This window comes from Rhodococcus sp. BP-241, assembly GCF_019836145.1.
GTDB lineage: Bacteria > Actinomycetota > Actinomycetes > Mycobacteriales > Mycobacteriaceae > Rhodococcoides.
Genome location: NZ_JABUEI010000002.1, coordinates 232,122 through 251,347, shown reverse-complemented (window position 1 = coordinate 251,347; position 19,226 = coordinate 232,122). Strand labels below are relative to the sequence as shown.

Here is a 19,226-nt window from a genome sequence, read left to right as displayed (position 1 = left end):
TCGTCCTGTGGGAGACGACCGGAACGAGGGGGCGGTCGTGTCCCCCGAACCGGACGGCGGCCCCGCCCGGGTTCCCCTGACGGGTGCGCAACGGCCGTTCTGGCTGGCCCAGCGCCTCGATCCCGACGCGGCTCTCACCGTCGCCCTGTACGTCGACATCTCCGCTCCGGTCGGCTCGGGTGTCGACCTCGCTCGGTTGGAACGGGCGATGTACGCCGCGGGCACCGAGTCCGGCCTGCGGCAGACCCGCCTCGCGCAGGGAGAGGACGACGAGCCGTGTCTGATCCACGTCGAGGACGCCGTCATGAACCTCGACGTGCTCGACCTGCGCGGCGACGCCGACCCCGAGGCGTCCGCTCACGCGTGGATGCGCGCCGAGTTCCGCGAGCCCGTCGATCTCCACGGAACCGTGCTGGTTCGATGCGTGTTCCTCCGACTCGACGATCACCGCACGTTCCTGTATCTGCGAGCCCACCACGTGGTGCTCGACGGCCAGGGCGCCTTCACCCTCCTCGGACGGATCGCCGGCCACTACTCGGGGACGTCGGCTCCGGGACCGGCGCCGACGCCCGACACCGCCGCCCGCATCCACGATGCGGAGGTCGCCTACGCCGCGTCACGTCGCCACGACGCCGACCTCGCCCACTGGCGCGAGCACCTCGCCGGCGTCGGCGGCCCCACGGCCCTGTCGGCGGCACCCCCGAGCGCACCCCGGCAACCCGTCGCGACGCGCCTATCGTGGACCCAGCCGAGGGGAACCGCAGCCGACCCGCTCGCCGTCGTCGCCGCTCTCGCCGTGCATCAGTCGCGGGTGCTCGACACCGACGACGTGGTCCTCGGATTCCCCGTCACCGGACGCACCACCGCCGCACTGCGGGCGACGGCCGGGATGATGGCCAATCTGGTGCCGCTGCGGCTGACGGTCGACTCGACCACGACGGTGCGAGAACTGCTCGTACAGGTACGGCGAGAGATCACCGGAGCGCTTCGGCACCAACGCTTCCGGGACTGGGATCATCTTCTGGCACCGGAGGTGCGGCCGTTCGGAGTCTCCTTCGGCCCCGTCGTGAACATCATGCCGTTCGTCGCCCCGTTGCAGTTCGACGACATCTCGGCTCCAGTCGGGATCCTGTCGTCGGGGCCCGTCCACGACACCGCGATCAACATCTACACCGGCGACACACTGACGCTGGACATCCAGTGGAACCCGGAGCGCTACGACGCCTCCGACATCGACCGGCACGGCGTGCGGCTGACGCGACTCCTCGGCGGCATCGTCGCGGCGGACGACCACACCACCGTGGGCGATCTCGCGTTCCTGGACGACGGCGAGGCGTCCGATCTGCTCGACCGGTCGGGCGGGCCGGCACCGACGGCGACGACGCTGGGGGACCTCATGGCGGCGGTGGTGCGCAGCGACCCGGCGGCGCCGGCCGTGCGCGGCGGAACGGCCACGCTCACGTACGGCGAACTCGACGACGCCTCCGGGCGCCTCGCCCGCACTCTCCGCGATGCGGGGGCGACTCCGGGAACCGTGGTGGCGCTGGCACTTCCGCGGTCCGTCGACCAGGTGATCGCGCTCTGGGCCGTCGTGCGCACCGGTGCCGCGTTCCTCCCGGTCGACCCCGCGGACCCCGTCGAGCGGCTCGCCGCCGTGCTGGCCGAATCCGGGGTGACCCTCGTCGTCACGGCAGATCGACATCCCGTCGATCTGCCGAGCGGAACGACCCGGGTGGCCGTCACGGACGTCGCACCGGAGCCGCTGACGAGGGAGCGCCCGACGATCACCGAGCTCGCCTACGTCATGTACACCTCCGGCTCCACCGGCCGTCCGAAGGGCGTCGCGATCACCCACGCCGGACTGCACGGTGTCGTGGCCGGCCACCGCGCACGCGGTCCGGAGACACGGGTTCCGGAGATGGGGGGCAGTCGCGTCCTCGCCGTCGCGGCTCCGACCTTCGACGCGTCGATCTCGGAACACCTTCTCGCCCTCGCACTGTCCGGCTGCCTCGTCGTCGCCGATTCCGACGCGTACTCCGGTGCACCTCTGCAGGATCTGCTGCGACGAGAATCGATCACCCACGCGATCGTGACTCCGCGGGTGCTCGAGACTCTGTCCCCGACCGGAGCTCCGTCGCTGCGCCAGGTCCTCAGCGTCGGCGACGTGTGCTCGACCGCGCTGGCGTCCCGGTGGTCGACGTCACCGGACCTCCTGCTGCACAACGACTACGGACCCACCGAGACCACGGTGTGGGCCACCGGGACCGCGCCGCTGACGGAGTCCGGAACCGTCACCATCGGGCGTCCCCTGCCCGGAGTGCGCGCCGTGGTGCTCGACTCCCGCCTGCGCCCCGTCCCGGTCGGAGTTCCGGGTGAGCTGCACCTCGCCGGAGCCGGCCTGGCCCGCGGGTACGTCGGACGGTCGGCGGAGACCGCGGCGCGCTTCGTGGCCGGGGTCGACGGAACGCGGCTGTACCGCACGGGTGACCGCGCACGGTGGACGTCGTCCGGTGACCTGGAGTATCTGGGGCGCACAGACAGTCAGGTCAAGGTACGAGGGCGCCGTGTCGAACCCGGCGAGATCGACACGGCCCTCGTCACGGTTCCCGGTGTGACGCAGGCCGTCACAGTGGTCCGCCGTGACGGCGACAGCGAGCAGCTGGTCTCGTACGTGACCGGTGACGCCGACCCCGCGGACGTTCTCGCCGCCGTCGTCCGGACGCTGCCGAGCCACCTCGTCCCGGTGCACGTGGTGCCGCTGGACGCGCTCCCACTGACCGCCTCCGGCAAGGTGGACGTCCGCGCACTCCCCGAGCCGGAGCGCCGGACCACGACCCGCCGTGAACCCGCCTCCGACGTCGAGCGGCGGCTGCTCGACGCGGTGTCACACGTGCTGTCCCGCAACGATGTCGGTGTCGACGACGACTTCTTCGCGCTCGGCGGTGACAGCATCCTCTCGATCCGACTGGTCACCGTCGCGGCGGCGTCGGGCGTGCGGATCAGCGCTCGTGACGTCGTGGAACAACGCAGTGCCGCCGGGCTCGCGCGCGTGGCGGACACGGTCGGCACCGTCGACGAGCCACCCGGCAGCGGCATCGGCCGCGTCGACCCGACACCCATCGTGCGCCACCTGCTGGAGCGTGGCGGAACACCGGATCGGTTCGCTCAGACCCTCACGCTCTCGCTCCCGGTCGGCATCGACCGCGCATCCCTGGTGTCCACGATCGAGGCCGTGGTCGCGCACCACGACATGCTGCGCTCCGTGCTCGTCCGCGACGCGGACGGCGTACACCTCGAGGTGCGCCCGCGGGATGTCGTCCGGGTCGACGGACTGCTGCGCCGCGGCGCCGATCTCGCGGTGGAGGACATCGTCGCGACACTCGATCCCGAGAACGGCGTGATGCTCGGGCTCGGCTGGAACGACCTCGGCGAGCACACGGCGGGACGCCTCGTGATCGCGGCGCACCACCTGGTGGTGGACGTGGTGTCGTGGGGCGTCCTCGTCGCCGATCTCGTCGCGGCGTGGGCCGCGGTGCGCGACGGGGTCGCACCGACTCTCGCCCCCGTCCGCACGTCGATGCGGCGCTGGTCGTCCGGTCTCGCAGCGCACGACGCGAGCGCGCGGCTGCCGTACTGGACCGGCGTTCTGGACGGCCCCGATCCCGTTCTCGGACAACGACTCCTCGACCCCGTCGTCGATCGGGTACGGGACACGACGGTCCGGGACGTCGCCTTTCCAGCAGAGATCGCCGACGCACTACTGGTCCGCGCGCCCACCCTGTTCCACGCCGGACCGACCGACGCCCTCCTCGCCGCGCTCGCCCTCGCGCTGGCCGCGTGGCGACAGGACGACGCACCGACCAGGCTCGTCCAACTCGAGGGACACGGACGGGAGGACGACCTGGTTCCCGGCGCCGACACCGGGCGCACCGTCGGCTGGTTCACCACGGTGTTCCCCGTACGACTGGACCTCACGGGTCTCGACATCGCCGCGGCGCTGCGCGGCGGACCTGCTGCGGGCGAGGCGATTCTGCGGGTCAAGGAGCACCTCGCACGAGTTCCCGACCACGGCGCGAGCTACGGGCTGCTGCGACACGGGGCAGACGACGACGCGCGCCACGCCCTGCGCTGGACACCGCAGATCTCGTTCGCGCACCTCGGCAGGATGACGACGACGGACACCGGTGACTGGCTCCCGGTTCCCGGCATCTCCCCGCTGTCGGGACCACGGCCCGAGGACCTGGGCGCGGCCGCCGTGCTCGAGATCGACACCGTCGTCCTCGGGGACACCCTGATCGCACGACTGAGCACGCTTGACGCGGTCCTGGCGGACGCGGACGTCGAGGCCTTAGTCTCGCTGTGGGTCGAGGCGGCGACGGCCGTCGCGCGGCACGTCGACACCTCCGGCGCCGGCGGGCGGTCACCGTCGGACTTCCCGCTGGTCGATGCGACACCATTCGATGTCGACGGGTGGACCGGGCGTCATCCCACGCTGATCGACGTCCTGCCCACCGCGCCACTGCAGGCGGGCCTGCTGGTGCATGCCCGCCTCGCCGCCGGGAGCGTCGATCCCTATGTGGTGCAGACGATCGTGCACCTCGGTGGAGCGCTCGATGCCGACCGTCTGCGGCGGGCCGCGTACTCGCTGGTGGACCGTCACGACGCGCTGCGGGTCGCCTTCGACACCACCGTCGACGGGACGGACGTCCAGGTGATCGCGGCATCCGTCACGGTGCCGTGGACGGAGGTGGACGTCAGGGCCGATCCCGACCCTGCCGCCGTGCTCGACGCCTTCCTCGCGCACGATCGCGGCGTCGCCGTCGACGTGGCCGCCGCACCGCTGCTGCGCGTCGCTCTGCTGCACACCGGGGACGAGCGGCACACCCTGGTGCTCACCCATCACCATCTGCTCCTCGACGGCTGGTCCCTGCCGATCGTCCTCGCCGACCTCCTGGCCGACTACGCCGGCGAGGAACCCCGGCCCGCGCCGCCTCCACTCCGCGGCTTCCTGCAGTGGGTGAGGGAACGCGACACCACGGCCTCGCTCGCGGCATGGTCGGAGGCCCTGGCCGGATCGACCGAGGCGACGCTGCTCGCTCCCGCGCACGGTTCCGGAACCGACGAGGCACCGGGACAGCGCATCGCGACGCTGAGCACCGAGCGCACCGCCGAACTCGTGGCGCGCGCCGGCGCCGCGGGGGTCACGGTCAACACCCTCGTGCAACTCGCGTGGGCACTCGTACTGGGCTCCGCGGTGGGCCGTACCGACGTCGTCTTCGGAGCCACCGTCTCGGGCCGACCGGCCGAGCTGGACGGTTCCGCATCCATGGTGGGGCTCCTCATCTCCACCGTTCCGGTTCGCGTGCGGCTCGATCGCACAGCGACGGTGCGGGAGTCGGCTCAGCGACTGCAGCGTGAGCAGGCCGCGCTGCTCGATCATCATCACCTCGCTCCGTCCGCCATCGAGGCGGAGGTCGGGCCGGGCGCCGGATTCGACACGTCGCTCGCCTTCGAGTCGTATCCACTGGATCGCACCGCTCTGACCGCGGCGGCGGGTGACCTCTCCGTTCTCGGCGTCGAGGCGCGGGACGCGACGCACTACCCGCTGTCCCTGGCGGTCGAACCGGGAGAGAGCCTCGTCGTGCGCGCGACGCACCGCCGCGACGTCCTCGACACCGACGCCGTGGACCGACTGCTGGACCGACTCCTGCGGGTGCTCGAGGCACTCGACCCCTCGCGTGTGCTCGCCGAGATCGACCTGCTCGGGGCGACGGAGCGCACCCTCGTCACCGAGACGTGGAACTCCACCCGGCACCCCCTCGTCCCCACCACACTTTCGGGCGCCGTACCGGCTCTGGATCCGTCCCGTGTGGCCTTCACTCACGGTGATCGACACGTCACCCGAGCCGAGTTCTCCGCTCACGTCCACCGCCTCGCCCGGTACCTGATCAGCCGCGGCGCCGGACCGGAGACGGCCGTCGCGGTGGCGCTCGAACGGTCGATCGATCTGCTCGTCGCCGTGCACGCCGTCATGGCCACCGGCGCGCACTACGTCCCGCTCGATCCCGGCCATCCCGCGGAGAGGCTCCGACACGCGGTGACCATGTCGGGAGTTCGGCTCGGTATCGGGAGTGCGGCAACGCTTCCCGAGGCGGTCGAATGGATCACGATCAGCGATGCGCCCCTCGGGTCCTTCTCCGACACACCCCTCACCGACGACGATCGCCTCGCACCCCTGCGCCCGGACCACCTCGCCTACGTGCTCTTCACTTCCGGCTCCACCGGGCAGCCCAAGGGTGTCGGGGTGTCGCACGCCGCGATCGTGAACCAACTGCGCTGGCGCGCCGAGTTCGTCGGTGTCACCGCGGACGACGTCGTGCTCCACAAGACACCCGCCACCTTCGACGTCTCGGTGTGGGAGCTGTTCCTGCCGTGGCAGATCGGTGCCCGGGTCGTCGTCGCGGATCCGGACGACCACCGCGACGCCGATCTGCTGGTGGAACTGATCGCACGGCACCGCGTCACCGTGGTGCACGCCGTCCCGTCGACGCTGGCGCTCATGGCGGACGCACCGGGCCTCACCGCCTGCACGTCGCTGCGCACGATCCTGTCGTCGGGCGAGGCACTGCCCGCGGGGGTCGCCGCCGCCGTCCGCGCCGTGCTCCCCGTACGAGTGGTGAACCTGTACGGGCCGACCGAAGCGGCGGTGGACGTCACCGCCCACGTCGTGACCGACGCCGACACGACGGACGTCCCCCTCGGGGGGCCGGTGTGGAACACGACGACCCTCGTGCTGGACGACGCCCTGCGCCCCGTTCCCATCGACGTCCCGGGCGAGCTGTATCTCGGTGGTGCGCAACTCGCCCGCGGCTACGCGCATCGCACCGCGTTGACCGCGGAGCGGTTCGTCGCCGGACCGGACGGATCTCGTCTCTACCGGACCGGCGATCGTGTCCGCTGGTCCGCCGCCGGCGACCTGCACTTCCTCGGCCGGAGTGACGACCAGCTGTCCGTGCGCGGCGTGCGCGTCGAGCCGGCGGAGATCGAGGCCGTGCTGACGCGGTCGGGCCTGATCGACCGCGCGGTGGCAACGGTCGTCGGAGACCGACTGGTCGCGTACGTCGTTCCGACACGGGGCCGTTCAGCCGTCACGGAGGCGCTGCTGCAGTCGCTGCGCTCGTCGCTTCCGCGCCATCTGGTTCCCGACGACATCGTGGAGATCGAAACCATTCCCCTCACCGCGTCGGGCAAGGTCGACAAGCGCGCGCTGCCCGCACCCGCGCGCCGCGGCCGGGTCCACCGCACTCCCTTCACACCGACCCAGCGTGTCGTCGCGGACATCGTGGAGGCAGTCCTGCAGACGTCCGCTCCGGTGGGTGCCGACGACGACGTCTTCGCGCTCGGCGCCACCTCCCTCAGCGCGGCGCGGGTCGTCGCGCGCATCCGGTCGGCGACCGGACGCGACCTGACGCTCCGCACGCTCTTCGACGTCTCGACCATCGCGGGGCTGGCTGCCGCCGTCGATGCGGGAGACGCGCACACCGACCACGGGTTCCACGCTGCGCGTCCCGACCGCATCCCGCTCACGCACGCCCAACACCGGATGTGGTTCCTCGACCGGTACGAACCGGGGTCCTACGTCATGCCGTTGGCGTTGCGCGTCCGCGGCGACCTGGATCTCGGCGCGCTGTCGTCCGCGATCGGTCACGTCATGACTCGTCACGAGATCCTCCGTACCGTCTACGCCGATGCGGACGGTGTCGTGCACCAGGTCGTGCTACCGCCCCCGGCGCCGACCACCCTCACGATCACCGCCGTCACACCCGACACCCTGGTGGAGCGACTCTCGGATGCCCGGACCACGCGGTTCGACCTGGCCACCGAACCACCCCTGCGGGCCGAGGTGCTGCGCCTCGCCGACGACGAGCACGTCCTGCTGCTGACCGTGCACCACATCGCGGCGGACGGTCTGTCTCTCGCCCCTCTCACGCGAGACCTGCTGTCGGCGTACCAGTCCCATCGCTCGGGACGGGTACCGGCACAGTCGCCACTGTCGGTGCAGTACGCCGACGTCGCTGTGCGGCAGACGGAACTGGGCATCGACTCCGACGCGGCGGCATGGTGGGAGCGCCGTCTCTCCGGACTGCCCGACGTCCTCGACATGCCGCTCGACCGACCGCGCCCGGAGCGGCCCGGCCGGGCGAGCGCCGCGGTGCGCCTCGATCTCGACGACGCGACCGTGGCCGCACTGAGCGAGCTCGCCGTCGCTCACCGGGCCACGGTGTTCATGGTCGTGCACACCGCCCTCGCCGTCGCCCTCGCGCGCTGGACAGGGTCGACGGACATCGCGGTGGGGTCACCGATCTCGGGTCGACCGGATCCTGCGCTCGACGACCTCGTCGGCCTGTTCGTCGACACCGTCGTGCTGCGCACCCGCGTGGATCCGTCGGAGTCGTTCGCCGAGTTGCTCTCCCGCACCCGAGACGAGACGGTGGACGCCTTCGCGCACGCGCACGTCCCGTTCGATCACGTGGTCGACACCCTCGGTGCGGCTCGCACGTCGGCGCATCACCCGGTCTTCCAGGTCGTGCTGGCCTTCCAGGACGTGGATCCGCTCCCGGGCAGTCCCGACATCGAGGTGCTCGACGTCGGGCCGGCACCCGCGACCTTCGACCTCACCGTCGACGTCCGCCCCGCCGGCGCCGGCCTCGCGGTCGTCCTCACCTACGCGTGCGACCTGTTCGATCACACGACCGCGGAATGCCTCTCGTCCGTCCTCGAGCACGTGCTGCGCGCGGCGGCCCCGGGTTCCGAGATCGCAGTGGGCGACATCGCGATCCGCGGAGCGGACGAGCCCGACACGTGGACGCATCCCGACGCCCGCACGACCCCGACGACGCTCCCCGCCCTGCTCGACGCCCACGCGGACGGCTCCGCAGTCGCGGTGATCGAGGGCGACACCGTTCTCACGCGGGACGAGTGGGCACGAGCGTCGAACCGGTGGGCGCGCCGTCTGATCGCGCTCGGTGCCGGTCCCGAGACCGTCGTCGCGGTCGCCGTCGCCAGGTCGGCGCGGTACCTCGTTCTCGTCGCGGCGATCAGCCGTGCGGGAGCCGCGTTCCTCCCGATCGATCCCGAGCAGCCGAGGGCTCGGCTCGCGGACATCCTGACCGAGGCGGCGCCCACGCTGGTGCTCGCGGACACGGCGGCACCGTTCCCGACAGACGTCGTCCGGATCACGGTCGACGATCCCGCCACACTCGCCGCGGTCGCGGCGCTGTCGGACGCAGCGATCACCGATCGCGACCGTCGCTCGACTTTGCGACCCGACCACCTCGCCTACGTCCTCTACACCTCGGGATCCACCGGACGGCCCAAGGGCGTCGCCGTCACGCACCGCGGACTCCACAACGCCGTCCAGGACCAACGGGCTCGGCACGCACCGGCATCCGATGCCCGGGTGCTCGCTGTGTCGTCGACGACGTTCGATGCGTCCGTCGGCGAACTGGTCATCGCACTCGCACTGGACGCCGCACTCGTCGTCGCCCCTCCCGAGGTCTACGCCGGTGTCGAACTCCGCGACCTGATGCGGCGGCACCGCGTCACCCACACGCTGATGACACCCCGCGCGCTGGACGCGACACCCGATCCCGGCGGTGACCTCCGCGTCGTCATGAGCGCCGGCGAGGCGTGCCCGCCGAGTCTCGTCGACACGTGGGCACCCGGCCGGACGATGACCAACGTCTACGGACCCACCGAGGCGACCATCTGGTCGACGACGGCACTCCTGGCCGCCGGGGATCCCGTGACCGTCGGGTCCCCGACTCTCGGCGTCGAGGTCTCGCTTCGCGACGTCCGCCTGCACGCGGTTCCGGACGGCGTGGTCGGTGAGCTGTACGTCGCAGGCGACCATCTCGCACGCGGGTACCTCGGTAGGCCGGGACTCACCGCGTCCCGCTTCGTCGCGGCTCCCGACGGACAGCGGACGTACCGTACCGGAGACCTGATGCGCCGCAACGCCGTCGGCGACCTGCTGTACCTCGGACGGTCCGATCACCAGATCACGGTGCGCGGCCTGCGGATCGAGCTCGGTGACGTCGAGACCGCGCTCGTCGGCGCCGCGGGCGTCGGCGCCGCCGCGGCCGGGGTGATCGACGAGCGTCTCGTCGGCTACGTGGTCGCTGCCGACGGGCACAGCATCGACGCGGCAGAAGTGTCGGCCGCAGCCGCGGCGGCACTGCCGCGGTACCTGGTTCCCGCCGCGGTGGTCGTGATGGACGCACTGCCGATGACGACGTCGGGCAAACTCGACCGCGCGCGGCTGCCCCGCCCGCCCCTCGACACGGCCGAGTTCCGCGCTCCGTCCACCGCCGGGCAGGTCGCCGTCGCGGCCGTCTTCGCGACGGTCCTGGAACTCGCGGACCCCGTCGGACTCGACGACGACTTCTTCGCGCTCGGTGGCCACTCCCTCAGTGCCACCAGAGTCGCTGCCCGACTGCAGGTTCCGGTCCGTAGCGTGTTCGAGGCACCGACCGTGCACGCACTCGCCGCGCAGATCGACGCCGTGCCTCGGAGCGCTCTCGCACCGCGGCGGACACGGCCGCGCCCCGACATGGTGCCTCTGTCGTTCGCCCAACAGCGCATGTGGTTCCTGAACACGGTCTCCAGCGACAGCGGCTACGTCATCCCGCTCGCACTCGGGCTGCGCGGTGTCCTCGACCACGGCGCGCTACAGGGCGCACTCGCCGACGTGGTCGACCGCCACGAGATACTGCGCACCGTCTACCCCGCCGTGAACGGTGTTCCGCAGCAACACGTTCTCGATCACGCGCGGATCGCGATCGACCGGGAGTCGGAGACACCGGAGGCCGTCCTCGACCGGATGGCGTCGGCACCGTTCGACCTGGCAGCGGATCTCCCGCTGCGCGCCTCCGTCGTGGCGGTGACCGAGAAGCATCACGTCCTGCTTCTCGTGCTGCACCACATCGCCGCGGACGGCTGGTCCCTGGCGCCGCTCACCCGCGATCTCACGGCGTCCTACGCGGCCCGCCGGTCCGGTCGAGAGTGGACTGTCGACCCCCTGCCCATGCAGTACGCGGATCACGCCGTGTGGCAACAGGATCACGCGGACGACATCCGTGGTCGAGTCGCGTTCTGGACGGACCGCCTGGCCGGTCTCCCGGACGTGCTGCCGTTGCCGACCGATCGACCGCGGCCGCCGGTGGCCTCGCACCGCGGGGCGCGTGTACGCGTGACGGTGCCGGACGCCACGACCGCGGCGCTGCGTGCGCTCGCCACCGCCCACCACGCGACGCTCGTCATGGTCCTGCAGGCGGCCTGGGCCGTCACTCTCGCCCGCGTGACGGGAAGCGAGGACATCGCCGTCGGAACACCGGTGGCAGGCCGCGGTCACGAGGATCTCGACGAGCTGGTCGGCATGTTCGTCGACACGGTCGTGCACCGCCCGTTCGTCACCGGTACCGATACCGTCGCGGCTCTGGTCGATCAGGTGCGCGAGGACACCGTGGCGGCCCTCGACCACGCCGACGTGCCGTTCGAGCTGATCGTCGACGCTCTCGATCCGGTGCGCTCCACCGCGCACCACCCCGTCGTGCAGGTCATGTTCGCGTTCCAGAACCAGACTCCGCCCACTCTCGTGGCCGCCGGACTGGAGATCGACGTCCTGGACTCGGGTCCCGTGGCCGCGCCGGTGGACCTGACCCTGGATCTCACGGAGACCGGGGACGGACTGAGCGGCGCACTGACCTACGCCGTCGACCTCTTCGACCGGCGGACCGCGGCCGGAATCGTCGACGTCCTGCTCCGCGTCCTCGACGCGGTGGCGCGCAGGCCCTTCGACCGGATCGGTGCCCTCGAGATCCTGCACCCGTCGGAGCGGGCACTGTTGCTCTCCCAGCACGGCAGCGCCGGACTACCACCGCGCGTGCTGCCTCGTCTGCTGGCCGACGCGGTGGCCGGCAACCCGGACGGGCCCGCCCTGATCGGGGAGCGCACGCTCACCTACACCGAGCTGGACCGCCGCTCCAACCGCTGGGCGCGGGCACTGATCGCCCTCGGCGCCGCGCCCGACACCGTCGTCGCCGTCGCGCTGCCGCGCTCGGTGGACCAGATCACCGCGGTGTGGGCGGTGGCGAAGACCGGCGCGGCGTTCCTGCCGATCGACCCCGACGGGCCACCGGACCGACTGCAGCACATGCTCACCGAGACGGGCGCCGCCGTCGCCGTCACCGCCGTGACGGTTCCCGCCGCACTGGTACGTCTCGCCACGGTGTCACCGACGGTCCTCGACACGGGCGCGGAGTCCGAGGCCGACGTGACGCCCGCCGACCGGCTCGGTGCCATCCGTCCCGACACCCTCGCGTACGTCATCCACACCTCCGGCTCCACCGGAACCCCCAAGGGCGTGGGCGTCACACACCGCGGCCTCGTGGACGCGTTGTGGGACCAGCGACTGCGCGGCGCTGCGCGGCCGGACCAGCGACTGCGCGAGGCTGCGGAGGCACGTGTGCTCGCGGTCGCGTCCCCCACGTTCGACGCGTCCATCGCCGAGCTGCTCATCGCCGTGGCCCTGTCCGCTCCCCTGGTGGTCGCTCCACCGGACGTGTTCGGCGGACCGGCACTGGGTCGCCTCGTGGCTGAGTCGGCGGTGACCCACGCTCTCCTCACGCCGCGAGTGCTCGACTCGCTGATCCCCGAAGACGTTCCGTCACTCCACGTCCTGGTCACCGCCGGTGAGGCCTGCCCACCGGCACTGGCCGCCCGATGGGCCCCCGGTCGGCGCCTGTTCAACGACTACGGTCCCACCGAGACCACCGTCTGGGCCACGAGCAGCGGCCCGCTCCGGTCGGACGACGCCGTGACCATCGGGCGGCCCGTCCGCGGGGTCGGCGCGCGGGTGCTCGACACGTTCCTGCGTCCGGTGCCGATCGGGGTGGTCGGCGAGCTCTACCTCGACGGCACCCACCTCGCGCGCGGGTACGTCGGCCGCCCCACCGCGACGGCCGAGCGGTTCGTCGCCGCGGCTCAGGGCGCGCGGCTCTACCGCACCGGCGACCGCGTGCGCTGGACCAGCGGCGGAGATCTGGAGTATCTGGGCCGCACCGACGTCCAGGTCAAGCTGCGCGGGTTGCGCATCGAGCCCGGCGAGATCGAGGCGGCACTCGCCTCGCACCCGTCGGTCGACCGTGCCGTGGTGCTGGTGCAGGACGACCACCTCGTCGCGTACGTGGTGCCGTCCGGCGCGAGTGCCGTCGACCCCGCCGCCCTCCGACACGACGCCGCGCGCCGCCTGCCGCGGTACATGGTGCCCGCGCACATCGTCACCGTGGACGCGATCCCGTTGACGGCGTCGGGCAAGCTCGACCGTCGCGCACTCCCGTCGGCCCCTCGCCGACCGACCTCCGGCCTTCCCGGGACCGCGCCGACGGTTCCGCGTCGCGAGGCGGTCGGCCCGGCCGAGCGCGCCGTCGCCGAGGCGTTCGCCACCGTGCTCGAGTTGCCGGAGCTGCCGGGGCTGGACGACGACTTCTTCGCTCTCGGTGGCCATTCGCTGTCCGCGACCCGAGTGGCCGCGCGTGTGTCGGCGGCGACGGAGCGCGAGGTGTCGGTGCGCGCGGTGTTCGACCACCCCACCGTGGGTGCACTCGCCTCGTCGCTGGTCGCGGCGCCGACCGCGGCGCGCACTCCCCTGACGGCGGCGCCGCGCCCGGACAGGGTGCCGCTCTCCTTCGCTCAGCACCGGATGTGGTTCCTCGGCCGCGTCGACGCCGACCGCGGTGGACAGCTGATCCCGCTCGCGCTGAGGCTGACCGGTCCGCTGGACGTCGACGCGCTCCGATCCGCCCTCGACGACGTGACCCTCCGGCACGAGATCCTGCGCACCGTCCATCCCGCCCTCGACGGCGTGCCGCACCAGGTGGTGTCGCCCACGGTCGACGTTCCCCTCGACCTCGTGCGCACCACTGCCACAAACGTGCCCGCGGCGGTACGCACGGCCGCGGCGGCGCGCATCGACGTCACCACCGAGACTCCGCTGCGCGCCACTCTTCTCGTCGTGTCGCCGACCGATCACGTGCTGGTGATCCTCGTGCACCACATCGCCGCGGACGGGTGGTCGATGGCGCCGCTCACGCGCGACGTCGTCACGGCGTACGCCGCTCGCGCGGAGGGACGGCCACTCGACCTACCACCGCTACCCGTGCAGTACGCCGACCATGCCCTCGCGCAACGCGCAGCGTTGGGATCGCTGAACGATCCCGGCTCGGCCTTGTCGCGCCACCTCGATCACTGGCGGGAGCGGTTGGCCGGCGTACCCCTCGATCTCGCGCTGCCGACCGATCGCGCCCGGCCGAGAACCCCGTCGCAGCAGGGCGATCGGGTGCGGACCGTTCTCGACGCGGACGCGCTGGGCGCGCTCCGATCCGTCGCGCAGGCCCACGACGTCACCCTCTTCATGGTCGCGCACACCGCGCTGTCGATCGTGCTCGCCCAGTGGGCGGGAACCCGCGATCTCCTCGTCGGGACGGCCGTCGCGGGTCGCACCGATCCGGCACTCGACGACGTGGTCGGCATGTTCGTGGACACGGTGGTCCTGCGGTCCACGATCGACGAGGACGGCACCGTCGCGGACCACCTCGCCGCGGCGCGCGAGACCACCCTGGACGCCTTCGCGCATGCCGCTCTGCCGTTCGAGACCCTGGTGACGGCCCTCGACCCGGTGCGTTCCACTGCGAGTCACCCTGTGGTGCAGGTGATGCTGACTCTGCAGAACACCGCGCCGCCGCGATTCCCCGTCACCACACCGGCCGTCGAGGTGCTCGATCTCGGCGGCGCTCCCGTGCAGTTCGATCTCGCCGTGACGCTGCGTGAGGACCAGGGGCGCCTGCTGATCGAGCTGTCCTACGCGACCGATCTGTTCGACCGGAGCACCATCGAGCGGGTCTCGCGCAGACTGGTGTGGACACTGCGGTCGATGACACGCGACACCTCGGTCAGGATCGGGGACCTCGAAACGGTGGAGCCCTCGGAGCGTGCCGCGATGCGTCCCCGCAGCGGTGCCCCCGCGCTGGCGGCCCGGACTCTCGACCACCTCGTGGCCGACGCGGTAGCGGCCCGTCCCGGCACGATCGCCCTGCGGGCGAACGGCATCGACCTGAGCTACGCGGACCTGTCCGCGCGCGCGAATCGTCTCGCGCGGGAACTCATCGCATGCGGCGCAGGACCCGACGTCGTGGTCGCGCTGGCGATGCCGCGCTCGATCGACCATGTCCTGTCCGTGTGGGCCGTCGCCGCGGCCGGGGCCGCGTTCCTGTCGGTCGATCCCGCGCAACCCGCCGACCGAATTGCGCACATCCTCCAGGACTCCGGCGCCGTCGTCGTGATCACGGACTCCCGGTCCGAGCAGGCCAATTCGACCGCCGCGCCGTGGATTCCGCGCATCGTGCTCGACGATCCGGACGTCGTGTCGGCGCTCGACCGTCACCCGGCCCACACGGTGCTCGCGTCGGAGCGTCGTCCGGGGCTGCATCCGAGCTCGATCGCGTACGTCATCTACACCTCCGGCTCCACGGGCCGACCCAAGGGCGTCGCCGTGACCCACGCGGGCCTGGCGGATGCGCTGGCTGACCAACGTTCCCGGCGCAGCGACGTGCCGGACGTGCGTGTACTCGCGTTGGCCTCACCGACCTTCGACGCCTCGATCGCCGAGATGCTGATGGCACTGGCGCACTGCGGCACTCTCGTTCTCGCGCCGGCGCACGTGCACAGCGGCGACGAGGTCGGCGCGCTGATTCGCCACGAGAGGGTCACGCACACGATCATCACGCCCCGGGTGCTCGACTCCCTGGACCCCGCCGGCCTCGACTGCGTGCGCGTCCTCGTCGTGGGCGGCGAGGCCCTCCCGGATCACCTCGCGGCGACGTGGTCCGCCGGACGCGAGATGTACGACGACTACGGCCCCACCGAGACGACCGTCTGGGCCACCGCGCACGGACCGATCACGCCGGACCGCCCCGTCGGCATCGGCACACCGGTCCGCGGTGTCGACGCGGTGGTGCTCGACGGCCGCCTGCGGCCGGTTCCTCTCGGCGCCGTCGGTGAGTTGTACCTGTCCGGACCACATCTCGCCCGCGGGTACGTCGGGCAGACCGGGCTGACGGCGAGCCGGTTCGTCGCCGCGCCGTACGGACCGCCGGGCGCGCGCCTGTACCGCACCGGCGACCTGGTGCGGTGGAACTCGGCCGGAGAGCTGGCGTATCTGGGACGTAGCGACTTCCAGATCAAGCTCCGCGGACTGCGCATCGAGCCGGGCGAGATCGAGAACGCCGCCCTCGCCCATCCCGCGGTGACGCAGGCGGTGGTCCTCCTCCACCGCGACGCCGGAACCGGATCGGATCATCTCGTCGCGTACGTCGCCGGCGACGGGATCGACGTCGCTTCTGTCAGTGAGGCGGTGGCGGAACGGGTTCCGCAGTACATGGTGCCGTCGCGCGTCATCGCTCTGGACGCGGTTCCGCGCACCACCGCGGGCAAGGTGGATCGGGCGGCCCTTCCCGCACCGACGTTCGCACCGACGGTGTACCGCGCGCCGACGACCTCGACGGAACACATGGTCGCCGACGCCTTCGCCCTCGTGCTGGGCGTCGGCGACATCGGACTCGACGACGACTTCTTCGCCCTCGGCGGGACCTCACTGACCGCGACCAGGGTGGCCGCACACCTCGGTCGTGCCGCCGGGGTCGATCGCGTGCTCCGACTCCTGTTCTCGCACGGCACCGTCGGCGCCGTCGCCGAGCATCTCGACCGCGAGGACGACGACGAGTCGATCGCCTCGTCCGACGCAGTCGGTCCCGTTCTCCGACTGGGCGGCGGAGACGAGCTCGCCCCGGTGTTCTGCATCCACCCGATGATGGGGCTGGCCTGGCCGTACTTCGAGCTCGGCCGCCACCTCGAGACCGGCCGCCCCCTGTACGGCGTGCAGACGCCGGCGGTGGCGGACCCCGACTTCGCACCACGGTCGATGGACGACGTCGTCGAGCGCTACGTCGAGGAGATCCGGCACGTGGATCCCGTCGGCCCGTACCACCTCGTCGGATGGTCGGTCGGCGGTGTGCTGGCCCATGCCGTCGCGGCCCGGATGGAATCGCAGGGCCACACCGTCGCGTCGCTGTCGCTGCTCGACCCGGTGCACAGCATCGTTCCGGGCAGTGCGGTCAAGAAGGCGCAGGCGGACGCCATGTTCGGCGCGTACCGGCACCTGACCGACGACCTGGCGGACATGACGCCGGACGCGCTGTGGTCGGTGTGGTCGGCGATGGGTGGCGACCAGCTACCGGTCTCGGACATCCAGGCGCGGTTGATCACCAAGGCGATGCTCACCCTGTTCGCCCTCGTCGACGAGCACGTGCCGCCGACCTACAGCGGCGCCGTCCTGATGATCGACTCCGACGTCACCGCCGTCGAACTCGGCCGCATGTCGGACTTCTGGTCGCAGTACTGCACCGGACCCGCCGACGTGGAGTCGGTGCCGTGGCGACACGGCGAACTGCTGTCGAGCGACGCCGTGGCGGACATCGGTCCCCTGGTGGGACGGTGGCTCGGACGCGTGGAGACCGCGTCGTTACTGTCGACGGGTGAGTGAACGCAGCACGGATGGTTCCGAACCCGGCCAGTTCCACCTGCACGGCGCGTGGAACTTCCGCGACACCGGCGGCCTGCGCACGTCCGACGGCGGACGCACCCGCAGCGGACTGCTCTTCCGCGCGTCGGCACTCACTCACCTCTCCGACGAGGGCCGGGCCACGCTGGCCGGACTCGGGGTCAGCGACGTGTTCGACCTGCGCGGCGACGCCGAGGTGACGCGGTGGGGCTCGGACCGGGCCCCGGACACGGTCACCGTGCATCGCGTCCCCTACATCGCCGCGGAACGCGACGCGCCGCACGAGCGCGCCGTGCCCGCCACCACCGCCCGGGGCTACCTCGACGGCGCCTACCGCGCCTTTCCGACGCTGCCCGGCGCGCGGGTGGCGATCAGGGCGGTGGTCGAGGCCCTGTCGTCCGGCACCTCGTCGCTGGTGCACTGCGCCGCCGGCAAGGACCGCGCGGGGTGGACCGTCGCCACCGTGCTGCGCGCCGCCGGCGTCGTCGAGGAGGACATCGTCGCGGACTACCTGCGCAGCAACGCCGCCGTCGCTCCACTCCGGCGCCACATTCTCGATCACGACGAGGTGGCCCCCGCCGACCTCGACGACGACCTGCTGGGCGTGCGGGAGGAGTACTACCGCGCCGGGCTCGAGGCGATGACCACGGCGCACGGCTCGTTCGACGGCTACCTGGACTGGCTCGGCCTCGACCACGACGCGGTCACTCGACTGAGGAATGCGCTGGTGGACCCCCAGCGCTGATCAGCGCCCGGTGTAGGTCGCCTTGCCGGGCCCCACGTCGAGGAAGCTGCGCACCGCGCCCTGCAGATCCTCGGTCTCGAACAAAGCACCCGACACCGCAGACGTCACCGAATCCGCATGGCGCACACCGCCGGAGCGCCACGCACCGATGATCTCCTTCGTGGCCGCATGGGCGCGCGTCGGCCCGTCCGCGAGCCGTGCGACGAGAGCCCTGGCTGCGGAGTCCACGTCCTCGTGGATCTGGTTGACGACTCCCCATTCGCGCAGCGTCTCCGCCGTGTACAGGTCGCCCGTCATGACGAACTCACGTGCCCGGCCGCTGCCCGCACGCTCCGCCATCCGCTGCGGACCACCCATCGACGGAGTCAGACCCACCACCGTCTCCACCAGACCGAACTTCGCCTTCGGCGACGCGAGAATGATGTCGCACGCCAGGGCGATCTCCAACGCGGCCGTGAGCGTCAGACCGTGCGCGGCGAACACCACCGGGCAGGGCAGCGCCTCGAGCGGGTGGGCGATGGCCGCGAAGAGCCCCTCCCACAACGCCGTTCCCTCGGCCTCCGACAGCCCCTCGAAGACGTGCACGTCGACCCCACCCGAGACCACCTTGCCCTCCGCGCGCAGCAGCAGCGCACGCGGAGGAGCGGCCACCAACTCGGCGACGTCGGCCGTCACGGCATCGAACATCGCCTGGTCGAACAGGTTCAGGGCGCCGTGGGCGAACGTGAGGATCGCGACCTCGGCGCCCGCGTCGGTGGTGGTGCGCTCGAGACGGGTGGGCTTCTCACTCATGGATCGGAGCAT

The 19,226-nt window shown here is 71.9% G+C and carries 3 protein-coding genes; 2 read left to right on the top strand and 1 reads right to left on the bottom strand.

Annotated elements, in window-relative coordinates; translation table 11 throughout:
- Window positions 1-7: 7 nt before the first annotated feature.
- Together HQ308_RS04470 and HQ308_RS04465 are read left to right on the top strand one after the other, a co-directional pair.
- Window positions 8-17,659, top strand: a complete 17,652-nt coding sequence (locus tag HQ308_RS04470; protein WP_222645528.1) for an amino acid adenylation domain-containing protein — start codon at window positions 8-10, stop codon at window positions 17,657-17,659.
- On the top strand, window positions 17,652-18,422 hold the full coding sequence (locus HQ308_RS04465; RefSeq protein WP_222645527.1) for a tyrosine-protein phosphatase: 771 nt from the start codon (window positions 17,652-17,654) through the stop codon (window positions 18,420-18,422). Before HQ308_RS04470 ends, HQ308_RS04465 begins: the two co-directional genes overlap by 8 nt.
- Here HQ308_RS04465 and HQ308_RS04460 read toward each other — a convergent pair whose 3' ends face one another.
- Entirely contained in the window at window positions 18,423-19,214 is a 792-nt protein-coding gene (locus HQ308_RS04460; RefSeq protein WP_222645526.1) for an enoyl-CoA hydratase/isomerase family protein, read from the bottom strand.
- Between the last annotated feature and the right edge of the window lie 12 nt (window positions 19,215-19,226).

Coding starts and splice junctions, on each gene's coding strand:
- HQ308_RS04460 (WP_222645526.1), bottom strand. CDS start 19,214: ATGAGTGAGAAGCCCACCCGTCTCGAGCGCACCACCACCGACGCGGGC.